At 62.8% G+C, this 20014-nt stretch carries 19 protein-coding genes and 1 pseudogene; 16 read left to right on the plus strand and 4 right to left on the minus strand.

The window, feature by feature from the left end; genetic code table 11:
- The 4 genes and pseudogenes from K309_RS37225 to flgA form a co-directional block, all read right to left on the minus strand.
- Positions 1-386: pseudogene (locus K309_RS37225) on the minus strand (transposase); the annotation flags it as partial.
- Between the two features lie 125 nt (positions 387-511).
- Entirely contained in the window at positions 512-973 is a 462-nt protein-coding gene (locus K309_RS0123840; protein ID WP_029048747.1) for a flagella synthesis protein FlgN, read from the minus strand.
- A 7-nt stretch (positions 974-980) separates the two neighbouring features.
- Complete coding sequence (flgM, locus tag K309_RS0123845) at positions 981-1289, minus strand: flagellar biosynthesis anti-sigma factor FlgM (protein ID WP_029048748.1); 309 nt, start codon at positions 1287-1289, stop codon at positions 981-983.
- 201 nt (positions 1290-1490) lie between these two features.
- Positions 1491-2285: a flagellar basal body P-ring formation chaperone FlgA gene (gene flgA / locus K309_RS0123850; RefSeq protein WP_029048749.1), complete on the minus strand. Its 795-nt coding sequence runs from the start codon at positions 2283-2285 to the stop codon at positions 1491-1493.
- A 233-nt stretch (positions 2286-2518) separates the two neighbouring features.
- Between flgA and flgB the strand changes: the two genes are divergently transcribed.
- The 16 genes from flgB (at position 2519) to K309_RS41875 (ending at position 19990) form a co-directional block, all read left to right on the plus strand.
- Positions 2519-2926: a flagellar basal body rod protein FlgB gene (gene flgB / locus K309_RS0123855; RefSeq protein ID WP_029048750.1), complete on the plus strand. Its 408-nt coding sequence runs from the start codon at positions 2519-2521 to the stop codon at positions 2924-2926.
- A 33-nt stretch (positions 2927-2959) separates the two neighbouring features.
- Positions 2960-3367, plus strand: coding sequence for a flagellar basal body rod protein FlgC (flgC, locus tag K309_RS0123860; RefSeq protein ID WP_029048751.1), 408 nt, complete (start codon positions 2960-2962; stop codon positions 3365-3367).
- Positions 3368-3405: 38 nt separating this feature from the next.
- The gene (gene flgD, locus K309_RS0123865) at positions 3406-4077 is read left to right on the plus strand and encodes a flagellar hook assembly protein FlgD (protein WP_029048752.1); all 672 of its coding nucleotides are present in this window, start codon (positions 3406-3408) and stop codon (positions 4075-4077) included.
- Positions 4078-4140: 63 nt separating this feature from the next.
- Complete coding sequence (gene flgE, locus K309_RS0123870; RefSeq protein WP_029048753.1) at positions 4141-5421, plus strand: flagellar hook protein FlgE; 1281 nt, start codon at positions 4141-4143, stop codon at positions 5419-5421.
- A gap of 45 nt (positions 5422-5466) precedes the next feature.
- Entirely contained in the window at positions 5467-6210 is a 744-nt protein-coding gene (gene flgF, locus K309_RS0123875; protein ID WP_029048754.1) for a flagellar basal-body rod protein FlgF, read from the plus strand.
- Between the two features lie 80 nt (positions 6211-6290).
- On the plus strand, positions 6291-7076 hold the full coding sequence (gene flgG / locus K309_RS0123880) for a flagellar basal-body rod protein FlgG (protein WP_029048755.1): 786 nt from the start codon (positions 6291-6293) through the stop codon (positions 7074-7076).
- Between the two features lie 11 nt (positions 7077-7087).
- Positions 7088-7786, plus strand: coding sequence for a flagellar basal body L-ring protein FlgH (gene flgH / locus K309_RS0123885; protein ID WP_035878273.1), 699 nt, complete (start codon positions 7088-7090; stop codon positions 7784-7786).
- 7 nt (positions 7787-7793) lie between these two features.
- Positions 7794-8939 carry a flagellar basal body P-ring protein FlgI gene (locus K309_RS0123890; RefSeq protein ID WP_369796494.1) on the plus strand — a complete coding sequence of 382 codons (1146 nt, stop codon included), beginning with the start codon at positions 7794-7796 and terminating at the stop codon, positions 8937-8939.
- Positions 8940-8941: 2 nt separating this feature from the next.
- Entirely contained in the window at positions 8942-9979 is a 1038-nt protein-coding gene (gene flgJ / locus K309_RS0123895) for a flagellar assembly peptidoglycan hydrolase FlgJ (protein WP_029048758.1), read from the plus strand.
- A gap of 287 nt (positions 9980-10266) precedes the next feature.
- On the plus strand, positions 10267-12189 hold the full coding sequence (gene flgK, locus K309_RS0123900; RefSeq protein ID WP_029048759.1) for a flagellar hook-associated protein FlgK: 1923 nt from the start codon (positions 10267-10269) through the stop codon (positions 12187-12189).
- Positions 12190-12230: 41 nt separating this feature from the next.
- Positions 12231-13457: a flagellar hook-associated protein FlgL gene (flgL, locus tag K309_RS0123905; RefSeq protein ID WP_029048760.1), complete on the plus strand. Its 1227-nt coding sequence runs from the start codon at positions 12231-12233 to the stop codon at positions 13455-13457.
- 1001 nt (positions 13458-14458) lie between these two features.
- On the plus strand, positions 14459-15589 hold the full coding sequence (locus K309_RS0123915) for an SAVED domain-containing protein (protein WP_029048761.1): 1131 nt from the start codon (positions 14459-14461) through the stop codon (positions 15587-15589).
- Between the two features lie 39 nt (positions 15590-15628).
- Entirely contained in the window at positions 15629-16852 is a 1224-nt protein-coding gene (locus K309_RS0123920) for a nucleotidyltransferase domain-containing protein (RefSeq protein WP_029048762.1), read from the plus strand.
- A 92-nt stretch (positions 16853-16944) separates the two neighbouring features.
- Positions 16945-18573: a ThiF family adenylyltransferase gene (locus tag K309_RS40235; RefSeq protein ID WP_232232470.1), complete on the plus strand. Its 1629-nt coding sequence runs from the start codon at positions 16945-16947 to the stop codon at positions 18571-18573.
- A gap of 8 nt (positions 18574-18581) precedes the next feature.
- Positions 18582-19040, plus strand: coding sequence for a Mov34/MPN/PAD-1 family protein (locus K309_RS40240; protein ID WP_084402515.1), 459 nt, complete (start codon positions 18582-18584; stop codon positions 19038-19040).
- Positions 19041-19162: 122 nt separating this feature from the next.
- Positions 19163-19990: a GIY-YIG nuclease family protein gene (locus tag K309_RS41875; protein ID WP_156914438.1), complete on the plus strand. Its 828-nt coding sequence runs from the start codon at positions 19163-19165 to the stop codon at positions 19988-19990.
- Positions 19991-20014: the final 24 nt, after the last annotated feature.

Genomic DNA, 20014 nt, shown 5'->3' on the forward strand with positions numbered 1-20014 from the left:
GTACATGGCAATAATGCGCTCATCGAAGCCGGTAAAGCGCCGCTCATGCTTCGGGATCAGAACTGGCTCGAAGCTGCCATCGCGGTCGCGTGGCAACTCGACCCGCACCGGGCCGCGCTCGGTGATCACGGTCTTGCCGCTGAGGCCGTTACGGGCATTGGACTGCTCGGCCGGCTTGGGCTCGCCTGGCTTATAGCCCAAATGCATGCTCATCTCGGCGCCCATCGCCCGTTCGATGATGGCCTTGTTGAACGCTAGCATCAGGTCCTGGACCTCGCTGGGGGTCATCGGCCCTTTGACCAGCTCATCCAGCCCTCAGGCAAAGCCGGCAGCGGCCCGCGGGCCGCTGCCTGAGACGCTACCGTACGTTTCTTCTTCATTGGCATATCCATGGTCATTACCTCCATGATATGCCTCGTACACAAAATTCCGGATAGGTCCTTCCGCCCTTTAGGGCGGAACCGGGCGCATCAAGTAGCTACCAGATGCCCAGCCGCAAATCCAAGCCCAATCAGCCAGCAGCCAGGCTGACACCCCCCACCCCAGCCGCCGCCTTCCCATCCTTCCCATACAACCCGGCATCCCCCCCATTATGCTGCCGCAGCGCCTGAATGGCCTCTTGCGTGAAATCGAGATGCGCCTTGATAACCGCCCCATTCAGCGCATTGCCGTCCCGCGTCACCCGCGCAGCAAAGATCAGCTTGCGCCAGGCCTCCGCGACATCGGCATCAATCTGCCGGCCAAGCAAGTGCCCATCCGCACCAGCACGCAGGCCAAGCGCCTGCATCTGCGCTTCACGCGCCCGAACCTGCCGCGACAGCCCCTGACCCACTTCCACCTTGCGCGTCAGCAACGCGCTGAGCGCGGTGAAATCCCCGCGCTTGATGGCATCGCGCTCTTCCGCGAGAAGTTGCCCGAAAGCTTCAACGCCTTCGGTTTCACGCTGCAAGGACTGGATCAGGCTTTGGCTCATGATTTGGCTATTGAGGGTCGGCCTGGCCTAGCTCGCGCAAGCTGGCGAGCAGGCCATCGGCAATCTTGCCCGGGTCGATCTTGATCCGGCCTTCGGCAATGGCCTGGCGGATTTCTTCGACCTTGGCGGTATCGATATCGTCGTCGGTTTCCTGCGCCAGGCGGCTGCTGATCTCGCGCACCTGCGCGGCCAGCGGGCTGACGCTCAGCCCGGAGGACGGCGTGGCGGCGCTGGCCGGTGCGGCCTGGGGCCGGGCGGCGGCGTCGCCTGCGGGCGCGTCGGCGGGCCGGGACGAGGTGGAATGGTTGATCTTCACGGGCGTTCCTTGCTGGTTTCCTATGGCATTACGGCCGTGGCGGGGAAATCTTTAGGGAACGTGCCCCAGGGGTGTGTCCCCGGAGTGTGCCCCCGGGGTGTGCACCACCATATCGCCCACACGGCAGGACCGGCGGCATTTTCGCATGCCGCGGCGCCATCTGAATCCGGCTGCCAGCCACGATCAGCAGACTAGAAGTGCCTATTGCAGCACGACCGTGTCGCTGCTGCGCACCAGGCCGTTGACCACCTGGCCATTGCGCAGGCGTACCTGCACGGTGTTGCCGGTGGCGGCGTCGGCCAGCACCTTGCCCTCGCTGGTGATCTGGAACGCTTCACCCTCGACCGACACCGTGACGGTCTGTCCCTGGCGCACCGCGATGGCCTTGCGCAGCAGGTCGCTTCGCATGGGCGAGCCGGCGGCGATGCGGTTGGCGGCGACGGCGCCGGCGAGCTGTGCCGGGTCGGTGATGACCGCGCGTGGCAGGGTGGCAAGGTCGCCCTGGCGCACTTCGATATCGCCCTGGCTGACCGGTTCGCCGGGGCCCAGCGCGCGCGCGGCGACGTAGTAATCGGTCAGCACCGACACGCGCGCCTGCATATAGCGCACCCACGGCCGCTCGCCGCCGCAGCGCACGCCGACCGAGACCCGGCCCCACGGCGAAGCGCCGGCGGGCAGGAACGGATCGGGCAACACGCATTCCGGCGCGCGGCCGCCCGACGGCGGCGCCACCTGCACGCTGACCTTGCCCGGCAAGCCGGCGGTCTGCTGCAGCAGGAAGCGCTCCACGGCAACGCGCGCGGGATCCTCGGTGAAAGGGCTCGCAGCGGCGGCGTGCTGGCCGGCCGGTGCCTGCATGGCGACCGGCGTGACCTGTGCCGGCGCGGCGCCGGTGGCGCCGGCAAGGCACAGCAGGCACGCCGCCAGCAGGGCCTGCGCCTTGCGCGGGCCGTTGCGGCGCGAATAGCGGCGGAGGGTGCGGCGATTTGGGTTCATGTGTACTTCCCGGCAAGGACGGCGGGGCCTGCGCTGACGGCATGCCCGGCGCGCTGCCCCGTGACTGGCGGCGCGCCCCGTCTACATCAGTCATCGGGTTCCGATTGTAGGCAGCGCCTCGCGCGAGGGCGTGCCGAAATGCAAGGATTTCCCGTCCTTATTCATCCGATTGGCGTGACCGGCCCCCGCCTAAGATGGCAACCCTGAAGAAGGTCGTCCAGGGAGATGCCAGCATGATCGACAGACTCGACGCGTCGCTACGCTTCCAGCAGGAAGCGCTGAGCCTGCGCAACCAGCGGCAATCGGTGATTGCCTCCAACATCGCGCACGCCGACACGCCGGGCTACAAGGCCCGCGACTTCGATTTCGCCAGCACGCTGGCGCAGTCCGTGGAACGCGGCCATCGCAACGAAGGCATGTCGCTGTCGACCACCCAGGTGCGCCACCTGCCCGCGCAGGCACCGACCCGCGAGGCGTTCGACCTGGCCTACCGCGTCCCGCTGCAGTCCAGCGTCGACGGCAACACCGTCGAAATGGATGCCGAGCGCGTGGCCTTCGCCGACAACGCGGTGCATTTCGAGTCGGGCCTGACGGTGATGAACTCGAAGATCAAGACCATGCTGGCGGCGATCCAGCAGTAAGCGAGCAACAGATCCAGCAGCAGGAGAGAGCGCATGCCGGCAATGAACATCTTCGACGTCGCGGGCTCGGCCATGGCGGCGCAGTCGCAGCGCATGAACGTGACCGCGTCCAACCTGGCCAACGCCGACAGCGTGGTCAGCCCCGACGGGCAGGCCTACCGTGCCAAGCAAGTTGTGTTCGGCATGGCGCCCACGCCCGGCCAGAGCGACGTCGGCGGCGTGCAGGTGGCGGGCATCAGCGAAGACCCGTCGCCGCCGCGCATGGTCCACAACCCCACGCATCCGATGGCGAACGCGCAGGGCTACGTGGTCATGCCCAACGTCAACCCGGTGGAAGAGATGGTCAACATGATCTCGGCCTCGCGCTCGTACCAGGCCAACGTCGAGGTGCTCAACTCCGCCAAGAACATGATGCTCAAGACGCTGACGATCGGCCAGTAATGGCTTTCGTCGATCTCAGGAACAGGAACCGCGCCGCCATGACAACCACGTCTTCGGTCAACAACAACAGCAGTGCCACGAACATCAACGACGCTCTGAAGAGCAGCAGCGCCAGCGCCGCCGACCTGCAGAACAACTTCCTGAAGATGCTGGTGACCCAGCTCAACAACCAGGACCCGCTCAAGCCGCTGGACAACTCGCAGCTGACCTCCCAGCTGGCGCAGATTTCCACGGTCAGCGGCATGCAGACCATGAACGCGACGCTGTCGCAGTTGCTGAACCAGGTCAGCGCCAGCCGCGCGATGGATTCCGCCGCGCTGATCGGCCGCACGGTGATGGTACCGGGCAAGCTGGTGACGGTGGAAGGCGGCGTGCCGGGCAAGTTCGGCATCGACCTGCCCTCCACGGCTGATGCGGTCACCGTCGACGTGCTCGACAGCAAGGGCAATGTGGTGCGCACCATCGACATGAAGGGCCAGACCAGCGGCGTGCACGACGTTGCGTGGGATGGCAAGAACGATGCCGGCGTGCCGGTCGCCGACGGCGAATACAGCTTCCGCGTCACCGCCACGGCGAACGGTACTTCGGTGGAACCGATTGCGCTGGTCTACGGCAAGGTGCAGAGCATCAGTGGCGATGCCTCCGGCGTCCTGGTCGACCTGGGCAACGGCCAGACGGCAAATGTGGACGACGTCCGCCGCATTCTCTAACTGCATGCGCCGTCCGCGCGCAGCGGCGGGCATCAATGACAGCTCATTCAAAGGAAGATAGCCATGGGTTTCGGTCAAGGGGTAAGCGGCATCAACGCCGCGGCAGCCAATCTGGATGTGATCGGCAACAACATCGCCAATGCCAACACGGTCGGCTACAAGCAGTCGACCACGCAGTTCGCCGACGTGTATGCCGGCAGCAAGATCGGCCTGGGTACCACGGTCAATGCGGTGGTGCAGTCGTTCAAGCAGGGCAATATCGAAGCCAGCGGCCGATCGCTCGATGTGGCCATCACCAATGGCAGCGGCTTCTTCCGGCTGGTCGGCACCGATGGCTCGGTGCATTTTTCGCGCAACGGCCAGTTCCTGCGCACCGATGACGGCCGCATCGTCAACGCGCAGGGCCTGCAGCTGACCGGCTATCCGTCGGCTGCGGCAGGCGGCGGCGCCACGCCGCAGCCGCTGGTGGTGTCTTCCGCGACGATGCCGCCCAAGGTCACCACCGACATCACCGCGCAGTACAACCTGGATTCGCGTAGTACCGTGCCTGCCGATGCGTTCGCCAGCGCGCCGGGGAGCCTGCCGACCACGTCGATGTACAACTACAGCACCAGCATGACGGTGTATGACTCGCTGGGCAATGCCCGGCAAGTGGTGGCGTATTTCAGCAAGACCAGTAACGACGCGACGGCGACGCCGCCGCGGCCGGCCGTCGCCGGCGGCACCGACTGGGTGCTGAACGTGACCGACGCTGCCGGCAACCGGCTCGGCGTCGACAACACCACGACCACGCCGCCCACGGCCGCGGGCAATACGGTCACGCTGTCGTTCGACAGCGCCGGCAAGCTGGTGTCTACCAGCCCCGCCAACTTCTCGCTGACTTCGCCGGCGGCCAACGGCGCCGCCGCCATGTCGATGAATGTCAACCTGGCCGGCACCACGCAGTTCGGCTCCGACAACGACGCCGCGCCGCCCACGCAGAACGGCTACGCTTCGGGCAGCCTGCTGGGTTTTGCAATCGAAGCCGACGGCACCATTCGCGGCAGCTATTCGAACGAGCAGACGCAGCAGCTGGGTACCGTGGTGCTGGCGAGCTTCGGCAATGTCGAAGGCCTGCGCGCCGAGGGCGGCAACACCTGGGCAGCCACTGGCGCTTCCGGCCAGCCGGTCATCGGCACGCCGGGCGGCTCGCGCGGCCAGCTGATGTCGAATGCCAATGAAGCGTCCAACGTCGACCTCTCCGCCGAGCTGGTCAACCTGATCATCGCGCAGCGCAACTACCAGGCCAACGCCAAGACCATCGAGACCCAGAACCAGGTCATGCAGTCGCTGGTGAACATGTAAGCCGTGGCGCGCCGCGTGAAAAGCAAAACCAGCTGAGGCAAGTCGATGGACCGCATGATCTACACCGCCCTGTCGGGCGCCAAGCAGATACTCGACCAGCAAGCGGCGGTATCGAACAACCTGGCCAACGTGTCGACGCCGGGTTTCCGCGCGCAGGTCAACCTGTATCGCGCGGTGCCGGTGGTCGGCGCCGAGGCCGGCACGCGTGCCTTCACGCTGGCGTCCACGCCGGGCGCCGACATGCGCGCCGGCCCGCTGACCTACACCGGCCGCGCGCTCGACGTGGCGCTGCAGGGCAACGGCTGGCTGGTGGTGCAGGCGCCTGACGGCACCGAGGCCTATACCCGCGCCGGCGCGCTGCAGGTGGCGCAGGACGGCCAGGTGCAGACCCTGTCCGGCCTGCCGGTGATGGGCGACGGCGGCCCGCTGGCGGTGCCGCCGGGCTCGCAGGTCACCATCGGCACGGACGGCACCATCACCGCGCGCGGCCCGGGCGAGGCCTCGGCCGGCCTGGCCCAGGTCGGCAAGCTGCGTGTGGTCAACCCGCCCAACGACGCCATCGCGCGCGGCGACGACGGCCTGTTCCGGCTGCGCCCCGGTGCGCAGCCGCTGGAGGCCGATCCCACCGTGCGCGTGATCTCGGGCGCGCTGGAAGGCAGCAACGTCAACCCGACCGAAGCCATGGTCGAGATGATCGCCAACGCGCGCCGCTTCGAGATGCAGATGAAGATGATCCAGGGCGTGGACGGCAACGAGCAGCGCGCCAACCAGCTGCTGTCGACCAATTGACCCGACTGACGCGGCGACAACACTGAACCCAAGCGCGGAGCGCCAGCGCTACCGCTACAAGATTCCCAGCAAGGACCACCATGATCCGCTCTCTCTGGATTGCCAAGACCGGCCTCGATGCGCAGCAGACGCAGATGGACGTGATCTCGAACAACCTGGCCAATGTGTCGACCAACGGCTTCAAGCGCGGCCGCGCGGTGTTCGAGGAACTGATGTACCAGACCATCCGCCAGCCCGGCGCGCTGTCGTCGGACCAGACCACGCTGCCCTCGGGCATGCAGCTGGGCACCGGCGTGCGTCCGGTTGCGACCGAGCGCATCCACACCCAGGGCAATCCGCAGCAGACCGGCAACAACAAGGACGTGGCCATCATCGGCCAGGGCTTCTTCCAGGTGGCGCTGCCGGACGGCACCACCGCCTATACCCGCGACGGCTCGTTCCAGGTGGACCAGAACGGCCAGCTGGTTACCTCCAGCGGCTTTGTGATCCAGCCCGCCGTCACCATCCCGGCCAACACGCTGTCGCTGACGGTCGCGCGCGACGGCACGGTGTCGGTGACGCAGCCGGGGTCGAGCGCCAACGTGCAGGTCGGCCAGCTGCAGCTTGCCACCTTCATGAACCCTGCCGGCCTGGAGAGCATGGGCGAGAACCTGTACGTGCAGACCGATGCGTCGGGCGCGCCCAACACCACCGTGCCAGGCCTGAACGGCGCCGGCGTGCTGCAGCAGAACTACGTGGAAGCGTCCAACGTCAACGTGGTGGAAGAGCTGGTCAGCATGATCCAGACCCAGCGTGCGTACGAGATCAACAGCAAGGCCGTGCAGACGTCCGACCAGATGCTGCAGCGCCTGGCGCAGATGGGTTGAGGGTTGTGGACATGGCCATCTTGCTTTCCCGCCTGGGCGCGCTTGCGCTTTACTGCCTGGCCGGCGTGGCAATGCTGGCCACGAGCGGCTGCGCGCTGGTACCGCGCGAGCCCCTGGTGCAACTGCCCACCACCGCGCGCGCCGAGCCGCGCCCGGTCGGCCCGGCTTCCGGATCGATCTACCAGTCGTCTTATGCCGGCAATCCGCTGTTCGAGGACCGCCGCCCGCGCAACGTGGGCGATATCCTGACCATTGTCATCACCGAGAACGTCAACGCCAGCAAGAACTCCGGCACCAATACCAGCCGTACCGGCAACACCACGCTGGCATTCGACGCCGTGCCGCGCGCGCTGGGCGGGCTGTTCGGCACCAGCCAGAACGCCGACATCAATGGCGCCAACACCATGAAGGCCAGCGGCGGCGCCAGCGCGGCCAACACCTTCAACGGCACCATCACCGTGACCGTGCTGGAAGTCTTGCAGAACGGCAACCTGGTGGTTTCCGGCGAAAAGCAGATGGCCATCAACCAGGGCGCCGAGTTCATCCGCTTCTCGGGCGTGGTCAATCCGCGCACCGTCACCGGCGACAACGCAGTGCTATCCACGCAGGTGGCCGACGCGCGCATCGAATACACCGCCAAGGGCGTGATCGACGAAGCGCAGAACATGGGCTGGCTGCAGCGCTTCTTCCTCAATGTCTCACCGTTCTGAGCGCGCCATGTCCGCTTCCATGCTCGCCCGTTTCCTGTCACGCCTGCTGCGCGTGAGCGTGATCAGCCTGGCGCTCGGCGTGGCCTTCGGCGCCTTCGCCACTGTCGCCAAGGCCGAGCGCCTGAAGAACCTGGCCACATTCCAGGGCGTGCGCGACAACCCGCTGGTCGGCTACGGCCTGGTGGTCGGGCTGGACAACACCGGCGACCAGACCATGCAGACGCCGTTCACCACGCAGAGCCTGACCAACATGCTCTCGCAGCTGGGGATCACGCTGCCGGCCGGCAAGAACATGCAGCTCAAGAACGTGGCGGCGGTGATGGTCACTGCCACGCTGCCCGCGTTCGCGCAGCCCGGCAGCCAGCTTGACGTGGTGGTGTCGTCGATGGGCAATGCCAAGAGCCTGCGCGGCGGCACGCTGCTGATGACGCCGCTCAAGGGCGCCGACGGGCAGGTCTACGCCATCGCGCAGGGCAACATGCTGGTGGGCGGCGCGGGCGCGTCGGCCAACGGCAGCAAGGTGCAGATCAACCAGCTCGCGGTAGGCCGTATCGCCAACGGCGCCATCGTCGAGCGCGCGGTCGCGCCGTTCCAGCCGGACGGCGGTGTGCTCAACCTGGAGCTGAAGGAAACCGATTTCGGCACCGCCGAGCGCGTGGTGGAAGCCATCAACCGCTCGATGGGCGGGGGCGTCGCCGCGGCGCTGGACGGCCGCACGGTGCAGGTGCGCGCCCCCTCCGCGCCGAGCGCGCGCGTGGGGTTCCTGGCCCGCATCGAAAGCATCGACGTGATCCCGGCCAAGGCCGCGGCCAAGGTGATCCTGAACGCCCGCACCGGTTCGATCGTGATGAACCAGGCGGTGACGGTGGAAGACTGCGCGGTCGCGCACGGTAACCTGTCGGTGGTGATCAATACGCAGCCGGTAATCAGCCAGCCCGCGCCGTTCAGCGAGGGGCGGACCGTGGTCGCGCCGGTATCGCAGATCGACATGAGGCAGCAGGGCGGCTCGCTGCAGGTGGTCAAGGCGGGCGCTTCGCTGGCCGCCGTGGTCAAGGGGCTGAACGCGCTGGGCGCGACCCCGGCCGACCTGCAGACCATCCTGGAAGCCATGCGCGCCGCCGGGGCGCTGCGTGCGGAACTGGAAGTGATCTGATCATGAGCGCGTCCATGCCACCGCAGGCCGCGGACCTGACACAGCGCTTCGCGCTCGACACGCAGGGCTTCGAAGCACTCAAGCACAGCGCGCGCAACGGTGCCGACGCGGCGACCCTGCAGGCGGCCGCCAGGCAGTTCGAGGCGGTGTTTACGCAGATGGTGCTCAAGAGCATGCGCAATGCCACGCCGCAGGACGGCCTCTTCGACAACGAGCAGAGCAAGCTCTACATGTCGATGATGGACCAGCAGCTCGCGCAGCAGATGTCGTCGCGCGGCATCGGGCTGGCCGAAGTGATGGTGCGCCAACTGGCGCGTGCCGCGGGCACGCCGATGCCGACGGGCATGAATGCGATGACGCCGGCCGAATCCGGCCGTGCCGCCGATGCCGAGATGGCACGTTTGCTCGACAGCCGCGGCGCCGCTTCTACCGACGGCAATGAATCCGCAGAACTGCCTGCTCTCGGCACGGTTGTGCCGGGGCAGAACTGGAACCCCACCGCAGGCTTGCGCGAATACCAAGCGCGGTTCCACGGTGAGCAAGGCCGGGGCGGCGAGGCGCTCGGCCCGCTGCCCGCCGATGCGCCTGCCCATGTCAGCGCCTTCGTCGCGCGCATGGCGGCCGCGGCCGAAGCCGCTTCCCGTGCCTCGGGCGTGCCGGCACGGCTGATCGTCGGCCAGGCGGCGCTTGAATCCGGCTGGGGCCAGCGCGAGATCCTGCATGGCGATGGCTCGACCACGTTCAACGTGTTCGGCATCAAGGCCGGATCGGGCTGGAAGGGCCGCGTGGCCGAGATCACCACAACCGAGTACGTCGACGGCCAGCCGCAGAAGGTGAAGGCGAAGTTCCGTGCCTATGGATCGTATGACGAGGCCTGCGCGGACTACGCGCGGCTGCTGACCAGCAACCCGCGCTATGCGGGCGTGGTGAGCGCGGGCTCGGCGGAGGAAGCAGCGCATGGGCTGCAGCGGGCGGGGTACGCGACCGATCCCTCGTACGGGCACAAGCTGGTGAAGATCATGAAGAAGGTGGCGGTGTAACGTCGCCAGTCGTAGCCGACACCGTATGAACGAGGCTCCCCTCCCCCGCAAGGCGGGAGAGGGGAGCAAACCGCCGCAAGTGGAACCGCATGTGGCCGCCTATTGGCTATTGGCTATTGGCTATTGGGTATTGGCAATTGGCTATTGCGCACGGAGCGCACCGTGCGCTCGTGCGCAATGGACCGCACGCCAACCTAAAGTCCCGCCCCCAACCAACCGATAACTCCCACATCCACCGCCGCCGCCCCAAGCCGCGGGCAGTCCAACGAATCCGGGATCAGAGCACGATGTCTCTCTTCAGTATTGGTCTTTCCGGCCTGAACACCGCGCAGAATGCGCTGACGACGACCAGCCATAACTTCGCCAACTCCGCGACCGAAGGCTATTCGCGCCAGAACACCATCGTGGCATCGGCCGGCGGCCAGTACACCAGCCAGGGCTTCTACGGCTACGGTTCCACCACCACCACCGTGATCCGCGTCTATGACGAGTTCCTGACCGGGCAGCTGCGCGGCGCCACCTCGGCAAGCGCCTCGCTGGCGGCGTACTCCGACCAGATTGCCCAGATCGACAACCTGCTTGCCGACCAGAAGGGCGGCCTGGCGCCGCTGATGCAGAAGTTCTTCGCCGCGGTGCAGGCAGTGGCCGACACGCCCGCCGATCCGGCCTCGCGCCAGGGCATGCTCTCCGCCGGCCAGGCCCTGGTGGGCCAGGTCCGCTCCGCCAGCAACTACTTCAAACAGTTGCAGAAAGGGGTCAACGAACAGGTCAGCACCGCGGTGTCGCAGGTCAATGCCTACACCACGCAGATCGCCAACCTCAACAAGGAAATCACGCGCTTGAAAGCCGCCTCAGGCGGCCAGCCGCCCAACGACCTGCTCGACCAGCGCGACCAGGCGGTGGCCGAGTTGAACAAGCTGGTCGGCGCCAAGGTGGTGGTGCAGGACGGCGGCACCTACAACGTCTTCGTGGGCAACGGCCAGCCGCTGGTGATGGGCAATGAATCGTACGACCTGAAGGCCGTGACCTCCGCTGCCGACCCCGACCGTACCGTGGTCGCCTACTCGCTGCCGAACGGCAGCGTATATGAAAGCCAGCCCGGCGCGATCACCGGCGGCTCGCTGGGCGGCCTGCTGCAGTTCCGCACCGAAACGCTCGATTCCGCGCAAAGCGCGATCGGCCGGCTGTCGCTGGCGATCGGCCAGAGCTTCAATGCGCAGCACAGGCTGGGCATGGACCTGACTGGCGCGATCGGCACCGACATGTTCAAGCTGGGCAATGCCACGGTGCTGCCCAACGACCGCAACACTGCCATCAGCACCGTGGCCTCGGCCACCATCGACGACGCCTCGGCACTGACCACCAGCGACTACAAGCTGCAGTTCGACGGCACCAACTACACGCTGACGCGCCTGTCGGACAACGCGCAGGTGGCCACGCCAGTGCCCGGCACGCCGGCGCCCACCTATCCGCTGACCTTCAGTGCCGACGGCTTCAGCGTCACGATCAACGCGGCAATGGGCACCCATGATTCGTTCGTGATCCAGCCGACGCGCAATGCCGCAGCCGGCTTCGACATGGCGATCAGCGATCCCGCCAGGATCGCCGCGGCCTCGCCGGCACGCGCCGATGCGGCAGCCGGCAACAAGGGCAGCGCCACCGCCAGCCTGAGCAACGTTGCGCCGGGCTTCACGCCGCTTGCCGGCAAGATCACCGCCATCTACGACGGCAGCAAATACGTCTTCAAGAACGCCGCCGGCACGGACCTGTCGCCGCAGCCTGTTGGCGTAGCCAACGGCGACAAGACCGACTACAACATCGGCGGCCTGACCTTCAGCTTCGGCGGCACGCCTTCGGTGGACGACTCCTTCACGCTCGGCGGCAACGCCGGCGGCGTCAAGGACAACGGCAACATGCTGAACCTGGCCAAGCTGCAGAACGCCAAGACCATCGGCGGTGTGTCCAGCTTCAGCGATGCGTATGCGCAGCTGGTCAACGACGTCGGCACGCGCGCCAGGTCGATCAAGATCGCGTCGACATCGCAGGACAGCGTCACCACGCAGATCAAGGCGGCGCAGCAGTCGGTGTCGGGCGTCAACATGGACGAGGAAACCGTGTCGATGCTGCGCTTCCAGCAGCTATACCAGGCAAATGCCCGCGTGATCCAGACGGCCGGTTCGCTGTTCGACACCCTCATCGGCATCCGGTAAGCCCTGCCCGCACGTCAACGTATTCGATAAGGCAATCCATCATGCGCGTTGCAAGCTCCACCCTGTACCAGCAAGGCCTGGCGTCGATGAACCTGCAGCAGGGCTCGCTGCTGCATATCCAGCAACAGCTGGGCACCGGCCGCCGCGTCCTCACGCCGTCCGACGACCCCGTCGCCGCCACCCGCGCCCTCGGCGTCAGCCAGGCGCAGGCGGTCAACGGCCAGTATGCAACGTCGCGCAGCCAGGCCAATATCGCGCTGGCGGCGGAAGAAAACGCGCTGCAGTCGGTGACTACCGTCACGCAGAACATCCAGACGCTGCTGGTGCAGGCCGGCAACGGCACCATGAGCGACGCCGACCGCGGCTCGCTCGCCACCGCGCTGGAAGGGCTGTACAACCAGCTGGTCGGCCTGGCCAACTCCGATGACGGCAACGGCCAGTACCTGTTCGGGGGCACCCGCTCCGGCACGGCGCCGTTCACGCAAGCCAGTGGCGCCGGCGTCTACGTCGGCGACACCGGCCAGCAACTGCTGCAGGTCGACGTCGCGCGCCAGATGCCCGCGGGCGACAACGGCCGCGACGTGTTCATGAACGTCACCGGCGGCGCCGGCTATGTGATCAAGGGCAACAGCGCCAACACCGGCAGCGCCACCTTCGGCGCGGTCTCGATCACCGATCCCGGCGACCCGCTGCACGGAAAATCGCTGCAGGTCACGTTCCAGGCCAACGCCAGCGGCCAGATGGAATACAGCATTACCGACATGGACGCCCCGGCGCCCGCACCGGTGCTGTCCGGCCCGACCGCCTACAACTCGCCGACGCGCATCGAACTCGGTGGCGTCACCTTCAATGTCACCGGCGAGCCCAAGAGCGGCGATACCCTCACCATGGAGCCGGCCAGGGAAGCCGGCACCGACATGTTCGGCAACCTGCAGACGGTGATCGACACGCTGCGCCAGCCCGCCACCACCCCCAGCGACACGGCCCACCTGAGCAACGTCCTGGCCACCGCGACGCGGCAGTTCTCCAACTCGCTGGACAATGTGCTGACGGTGCGCGCCTCGGTAGGCTCGCGAATGCAGGAACTGGATGCGCTGAACGACGTCGGCACCAACCGCGACCTGACGTATTCGCAGACGCTGTCAGGGCTGCAGGACCTGGATTATGCGGCAGCGATTACCGAGTATTACCAGCGGCAGACTGCGCTGCAGGGTGCGCAGCAATCGTTTATGCAGATACAGGGGATGAATTTGTTCAAGTATTTGTGATGGGGGGAGGTCGCCAGCAATCCACCCAAGTGGCATTGATAAATACATACCTGCAAAAGCCACAAACAAATACCAACAAAGTACCCACCAATCCGGCTGCATTCCTTGTCCCATAAGGCTTGCAGCTATATTTTTGCCAGACGCCTCCGCCACGCACCTAAGCGCTACACCCCGATTCTTTGGCCGAAGATGATGGTTAGTGGTTGCTTACTTCGTCGGTGCCGGTCTGCGAAAACGATATCAACTAAATAGTAAAGCCGGGCGGTTTTAAATTTAGTATTTGGTGCGCGCCTAAACTGGTTAGTTTAGGAAAAAGGGGTGCTATACAGGGCATGCACCTGACACCAACCGAGTCCCTCGACGCCAACGACCTCGCCACCATCCTGAAGGTTTCCCCTTCAACCATCCTCCGTCGCGCACGAACCAAGCCGCAAACCTTGCCCCCAACAGTGCATCATGGCCCCAACTTTCCGCTTCGCTGGCGTCAGAGGGACGTCGCCTCTTGGCTAGTGGAACAGGGGCGATAAAGCACGCGGGCTCGATGCCTGCCCAGGGCATCCAGAGTCCAGAGGCATTTCGCATCCCGTTGTAGTAGTGCAAGGCATGCGGTTAGTTTTTTTGGGGATTAGACGCCGACGCCGCGATGGTCTTCGCCGCTGGCCATCCACACTGTCTGCCAACGAGTCTCGATGCGGTAACCCAACTGAACGAGTTCGAGGTTGTCCATCAGGTTCGTCCATAGGAAGCAGCCGGTCTCCGTAGCGAAGCGAAGGAGAAATTCACAAATCCACAGACCAGAGTTTTCCGCCAGAGAGATTATACTGGGACGTCAATGTGATTTAAGGGGTACATTTGACGGTTCATGCTACCGCAGGGTTGTGCAATTCTTTCCTCGACGCATGCCTTCCGTGTTGCACTACTATATGTAGTAAAAAGTGTGATTTATAACACAGCATATAGTATGATGTGACGCATACCGACAATAAGAAGGGTGCTCAGGAATGGTCGAGCTTCTGAGGTGGTGTAGAGGGGTTGCCGACAGGCTGATAGATTGGTTCCTCCGGCCTACCAACGTTGGCCTTCGGCTCGTGCAAGGTGGGATGGGGTTGTTTGGTATTGCCTCTGCTGGGAACTGGCTTTTCAACGTCAACGCGGACACTCCGTGGGGAAAGTTTTCGTTCCAGCTTTCGAACCCCGGCAGCACGTCAGATTTCCTGACCTCGGCGGCGGCGCTTCTGGCTTTGTTGATGATTGTCGGCGGAGCAGTGTTTGCCGTAATCAATCAGGTCCGCATTAATCGTCTGCAAACTCGACAGCGCGTCCTTGTGCTGGAAATGCGGGGTCTAGCCGATACCTCAGACGCGCCACTGAAAGACGCCATACCGAAACGACTGACAGGAATCCCGGAGAGTGTGTTGGTCGACGTCAGGCAGCACATGCAATCAAATTCCACCTCTTCGCTAGGGGTTGTCCTTGACGAGCTCAGCGGTATCCCCAGGGACCTCGGTAGCCGGCGTAAAGACTTCGCTCGCTCGGACATTTCAACAGTCGTGGGAGGCATTCTCCCGGTCCCATTCTTGTTTCACGTCGGGGTGTTGTTGGACGATGAGAGCCACGTCACGCTGATGGATTGGGAGCGTACGGAGGGGGAATGGCGCGACCTTGCTGAGCCAGACGATGGAAGGCGCTTCGAGATTTGTGGGCTGGAGCAGCTGCAACATGGGGTCCACAAAGAAGTTGTTGTGGCGGTTTCAGCGAGCTACTCGGTCGACGAGCAAGGCATAGCAGAGACATTCGCTGGGTTCGCGGTTGTGCATCTTCGTGTGCCGTCACCGATGCCGAACGCCTTATGGTCTGAGGCCAAACAGCAAGCTCTGGCAAATCAATTTTTGCAAACGCTCGGGATTGTTGCGAGCGGTGGCACCGAAATGGTCCACTTGATTCTCGCTGCACCGGCCAGCCTTGCGATACGGCTGGGCAGTTCCTATGACGTTCGGAACTTTCCCGCAGCGATTGCCTATCAATACGAACGTACTCAGCAGAACAAATATCCGTGGGGAGTTCGATTGCGGACCCATGGTGTAACACGTGCCGAAATCGTAGAAACCAACCGCGCAACAATGGTTGCTTGATGCCTGCGCAACGGCGACTAACTCCCAGGAGAAAGACCAGTGAACCAGAAGCTCTCTTTGTCGAAGTCCGTCATTGCGTCGCTCGTGGTGAGGCAACAAACACAGCAATGGGAAAGTTTCGTGGTCTCGATGCTGAAGCGCTTGGAACTGGATGCTAGTGAGTTGGCGAGAGCCAAGGCGCATTACGACATCTTGGCGCAACAGCTTGCACGGAAGCTTGATATTGCTGACACCGACGTGCATATAGTTGTGCAGGGTTCCATGCGGACCCAAACGACGATTTCACCTCGCGGCAACGCAAAGTTTGACCTGGATATTGTTGTTAAGCTAACTGGCGGATTGTTTGACGGGACAGATTCGGAGACTTTTTTTGCTCGATTCGGGGAGGCGTTGACAGGGTTGAACGACTCCGCCGGCGAACCGAAGCCCAAGCCTCGGTGCTGGCGACTCGAGTACACAGGTGAGCCGTTCTATTTTGACGTGACGCCCGCCCTTCCGGGTAGTCAGTTGATTACCGGAACAGACCTGCGCGTACGGGACCCAAAGACGAAGTGGAGCCCGTCGAATCCCGAAGAATTCGCCGATTGGTTTTGTCATATCGCTGACCTTAGGTTCGGTTTTGAGCGTCGGGTCATGAAGGGATTCGCGCTCGACCATGCCCAGATTGACCCTATTCCGTCGGCGCCGGTAGAAATCGACGATGTCTTGAGGCGGACAGTTCAACTTATCAAGTTGCATCGCGACAACTATTACTATGGCGCGTCGATTTCCCGGGAGCGCAAGGAAGCAAAGCCGATTTCCGTCATTCTGGTCACTTTGGCAACGCACGCATACCAAGACCTTTGGATGAAGGACAAGAGCGCATTCGCATCCCCTATCGAACTTGTACTCGAGATTGTCGACCAGCTTCCCCATCGAATTGAGCGAGCCAATGGGAAGTTCAGGGTAGCGAATCCCGCACTTACAAGGGAGAATTTCGCCGAACGTTGGAATGAGGACGGCGGTCTTCGCGCCAAAGAGTTCCAGAGTTGGCATACCCAACTCACTGGTGACTTGGAACTGCTCTTTAATGAAGACTACGACAGCAAGTCGGAGCAGCGAATCCGCAGTGTGTTCGGGCAGCACGGTGTGGACTCGTGGAAGGCAAGTCGAGCGACGCCAGCTGCAGGAGTGCTTGCCGGGCTGCGCGCCACTGCACCAGCTCAGCCCCGTTCAAATCCGAGCTCTCCCATGCCGGTGGGCTCGAAAAACACCCTCGCATAAAGCACGCCGTGGATAAAATTTCCCCACTCGATGTTGCAGCAGGCGCAGTAGAAGCCTGGCTCGATGGGGCGGGCTCATCTTTCGCTAAGCGTGTGGTAACACCGGGTTCGTCCCGAAAGGCTCGGGCATGGCAGGTAGCGTTGGAGCATTCTGCCCTCGGTGGCAAGCCCATAAGAATCCGGCTGCCTAGAGACTTTCCATCTACGCCCGCGCAAATCGAGGTAGACAAGAGCCTGTGTTTGGTCCTGCCTCATGTCGAGGAAGACGGCCGCGTATGCCTTGGCGTAGCGCCTGCGCCGTCAGATTATGACGACCCGTGCGGTGCAGTCAATCGCGTGGTCACGGCTTTCGAAGACTTCTTGACGAAGTGCGAGGACGCAAGCTGGGTCTTGAAGGAGTTCCAGGACGAGCGCCTTGCTTACTGGGCGCGGTTTAGCCTTAGGCAGCATCGAAGTCGCGACGCAAGGCCCGCGTTGCAGAAGACTTTTGTTGTCCTCGAGGCCATGAAAGGGCCAGTAGAAGGAACTGTTGCCGCTTTCAATAAGGGCAAAACTGCGGTTGCATGCATCGGCTCGCGGGACGCAAATGCCCTGGCGCGCCGCCATGATATTGGCCGAGGCACGATGACAAGGGGGCACGCCCTCTACGTCCCAATGCCGTCCAACGAGCCGTGGACCCCGGCGGCATGGCCTAGGACGTTTGGTGCCCTGGAACAACTAGTTCAGCGACTGACATTTGGTGAGACGTCCGTTGTCGACTGGCTAATTGATAAGACACCTAAGAGTGACGGCCCCTTCCTCGTCGTGTTCGTTCAAGGGACGGTACTCTACGGCTACCAGGTATTTGGCTCGGTTGTTGCGCGACTTGCCCAACCGTCAATTGAACCACTTAAGATAGACCGGCTGGATGCCGCATGGAGTCTTACACGCGACCATGAAACCGTGCGATTCAGTGCTAGGCAGAACGCACGAATCCTTGTGCTTGGCTGCGGCTCGCTGGGCAGTCCTTTGATTGAATCTCTTGCACGCGCAGGCATCGGAAGTCTCGACATTGTTGACGTGCAGCCGTTTGAGGCTGAGAACTGTTCGCGACACGTTCTCGGTCTCCCCTCTGTAGGCACAGGCAAGGCGGCAAACCTTGCTCGCAAGCTTCTGAGGGAGATTCCTGGGCTCAAGGTCAGGGCATATCACGCATTCGCTAGCTCCTTTATTGCCGATTGCTGTCGACCAGGAGAGCATGACCTGATAGTCGAATGCACTGGCGAAAGCTCCGTCCGGACACTTCTTAGTATGTATCGAGGCAGCGCGACCGCTGGTGTGCCTCTAGCCTTATGCTGGCTGGAACCGTACTGTGCTGCGGCACATGTTGTGGGCATCCGGCCAGAAGACAACTGGCCAAAGGAAGACCCGGCTGACGTTCATGTGAATGCTGCTGACTGGCCGGACGAAACTAGGGTGAACCTTCCAGCGTGCAGTTCTGGCTTCCATCCCTATGGGGTCGCGGATGTCTGGCAGGCTGCGGGATTTGCTGGCGAGCGAGTACTTGCCATCTTGGATGGGCACCTGGAGGTTTCGACTATTTGGAGTTGGGTACGCTCGCAGGCCTTTTTCGACAGCATAGACGGAGATGTCGAACCAAGAGCAATCGTGCAGCAGGGCGCATCGTGTTTTGACTCCCAGATGGTTTCCCGGCCCTACAGAGAATTGCTAGGGCTTGGATGACAGCACCTATGACTTTTCGGATTCCGGGGGCAAGCTGGCAAATTGTGTTCTCGGACGAGGCCTTGGGTGTTCTGGACACGCATCGGCAGCGACGTACGAATAGCAGGGAGTCGGTCGGGCAGATATACACTGCTGACCTCACCCAGTGTGATGTAGTGGTGCAACTAGCAACAGTGCTGGAGCCTATGACCGCTTCAATTCATAGCGTGGCGTTTAGCCCCGAAGCGGCACGGCGGGAGCGGGAGGTGTTATTTGAGCGCGGCCTCCATTGCATAGGCCTCTGGCATTCTCATCCCCAGAGGTATCCAACACCTTCGGGTCTTGACCTGCAGCTCGCAGCAGACCATGCTCGCGCGGCGCGTGGCCATATTACGGGGATTCTGTTCGCAATCGTGGGGACCGCTGCATTTCCTGAAGGGCTTTTCGTAGGTGTTCACGATAGCGAAAGGCTACTTCGGGCAATTTAGGAGAAATCATGCTTCCAGAGGCGCGCTGTAGCGCCGGTAGGCAGGGAATGACATTCGCAAGTGATATCGAGCAATAGAAGAATAATCAAATTATGGACACCCGGCGACTTCTCAGTGCGCTCATGCGCAAACTCAATGTTCGTACAACGCAGGAACTCGCGACGTTGCTGGGTGCAAGTCAAGCCAACTTCAGGGACTGGGAGTCTAACGGCCTGACGGAGGAAAAATTGGCGCGCGCTATAGTGAGAGCTATGCGCTCGAGTGAGCAAAATGAACGCGTGAAGATAGCAAAGGATACTATTGGTAGTCTCCGTGGAAAATTTGAGGTAGGAACCAATGGGGAATTTAGCAGTGAGCTGGGTATTTCTGTCGGAACTATAAACAATTGGCTTCGATACGGTCTCACAGGCAGGAAACTTTCGGACGCTTTAGTGAAGGCAAAAAAGAGTGCGGTAGAGACGGCTCATGCTTGTGTTATTGCACCAGTGGTAGAGTTTTTTCCCGTTACTCCAACCCGAAAATCATCCAATGGCGCTGCTGAGCTATTCCCTACCCGTGGCGCGGCGGCGACAAAAGTACTACAAGGATTGAAGAGTGCCCTGGAGGATAGCCACGGCATATATGTGTTCTACGACTCGCGAGGACGCGGGTTATACGTGGGTAAGGCGCAGCGACAAAGCCTTTGGAAAGAAATGAATCTCGCCTTCAATCGCGACCGAGACACGACGCAACGCGTATATCGTGTCCAGCATCCCAGGCGAGGTGAATTCAAGACGTCGGATGAGTATGCGCGGCAAGTTCGGCTAACGACGCGGCACCTCAGTCATCTCGCGGCGTACTTTTCTGCTTACGAAGTGGACAATCCGTTAATCAACGAACTGGAAGCGCTATTAGTTCGCAGCTTTGCAAATGACCTGCTAAACGTCAAGATGGAGCGTTTCGGCAAGTAATGAGTGCAGAGTGAGGCATTTTAA

Source organism: Cupriavidus phytohabitans (genome assembly GCF_000426345.1).
In the GTDB taxonomy this organism is placed as follows: Bacteria; Pseudomonadota; Gammaproteobacteria; order Burkholderiales; family Burkholderiaceae; genus Cupriavidus.

Excerpts from the sequence above, each read along its gene's own strand:
- K309_RS0123840 (WP_029048747.1), bottom strand. The coding sequence starts at position 973 with ATGAGCCAAAGCCTGATCCAGTCCTTGCAGCGTGAAACCGAAGGCGTT.
- flgA (WP_029048749.1), bottom strand. The coding sequence starts at position 2,285 with ATGAACCCAAATCGCCGCACCCTCCGCCGCTATTCGCGCCGCAACGGC.
- flgB (WP_029048750.1), top strand. The coding sequence starts at position 2,519 with ATGATCGACAGACTCGACGCGTCGCTACGCTTCCAGCAGGAAGCGCTG.
- flgC (WP_029048751.1), top strand. The coding sequence starts at position 2,960 with ATGCCGGCAATGAACATCTTCGACGTCGCGGGCTCGGCCATGGCGGCG.
- flgD (WP_029048752.1), top strand. The coding sequence starts at position 3,406 with ATGACAACCACGTCTTCGGTCAACAACAACAGCAGTGCCACGAACATC.
- flgE (WP_029048753.1), top strand. The coding sequence starts at position 4,141 with ATGGGTTTCGGTCAAGGGGTAAGCGGCATCAACGCCGCGGCAGCCAAT.
- flgF (WP_029048754.1), top strand. The coding sequence starts at position 5,467 with ATGGACCGCATGATCTACACCGCCCTGTCGGGCGCCAAGCAGATACTC.
- flgG (WP_029048755.1), top strand. The coding sequence starts at position 6,291 with ATGATCCGCTCTCTCTGGATTGCCAAGACCGGCCTCGATGCGCAGCAG.
- flgH (WP_035878273.1), top strand. The coding sequence starts at position 7,088 with ATGGCCATCTTGCTTTCCCGCCTGGGCGCGCTTGCGCTTTACTGCCTG.
- K309_RS0123890 (WP_369796494.1), top strand. The coding sequence starts at position 7,794 with ATGTCCGCTTCCATGCTCGCCCGTTTCCTGTCACGCCTGCTGCGCGTG.
- flgJ (WP_029048758.1), top strand. The coding sequence starts at position 8,942 with ATGAGCGCGTCCATGCCACCGCAGGCCGCGGACCTGACACAGCGCTTC.
- flgK (WP_029048759.1), top strand. The coding sequence starts at position 10,267 with ATGTCTCTCTTCAGTATTGGTCTTTCCGGCCTGAACACCGCGCAGAAT.
- flgL (WP_029048760.1), top strand. The coding sequence starts at position 12,231 with ATGCGCGTTGCAAGCTCCACCCTGTACCAGCAAGGCCTGGCGTCGATG.
- K309_RS0123915 (WP_029048761.1), top strand. The coding sequence starts at position 14,459 with ATGGTCGAGCTTCTGAGGTGGTGTAGAGGGGTTGCCGACAGGCTGATA.
- K309_RS40240 (WP_084402515.1), top strand. The coding sequence starts at position 18,582 with ATGACTTTTCGGATTCCGGGGGCAAGCTGGCAAATTGTGTTCTCGGAC.
- K309_RS41875 (WP_156914438.1), top strand. The coding sequence starts at position 19,163 with ATGCGCAAACTCAATGTTCGTACAACGCAGGAACTCGCGACGTTGCTG.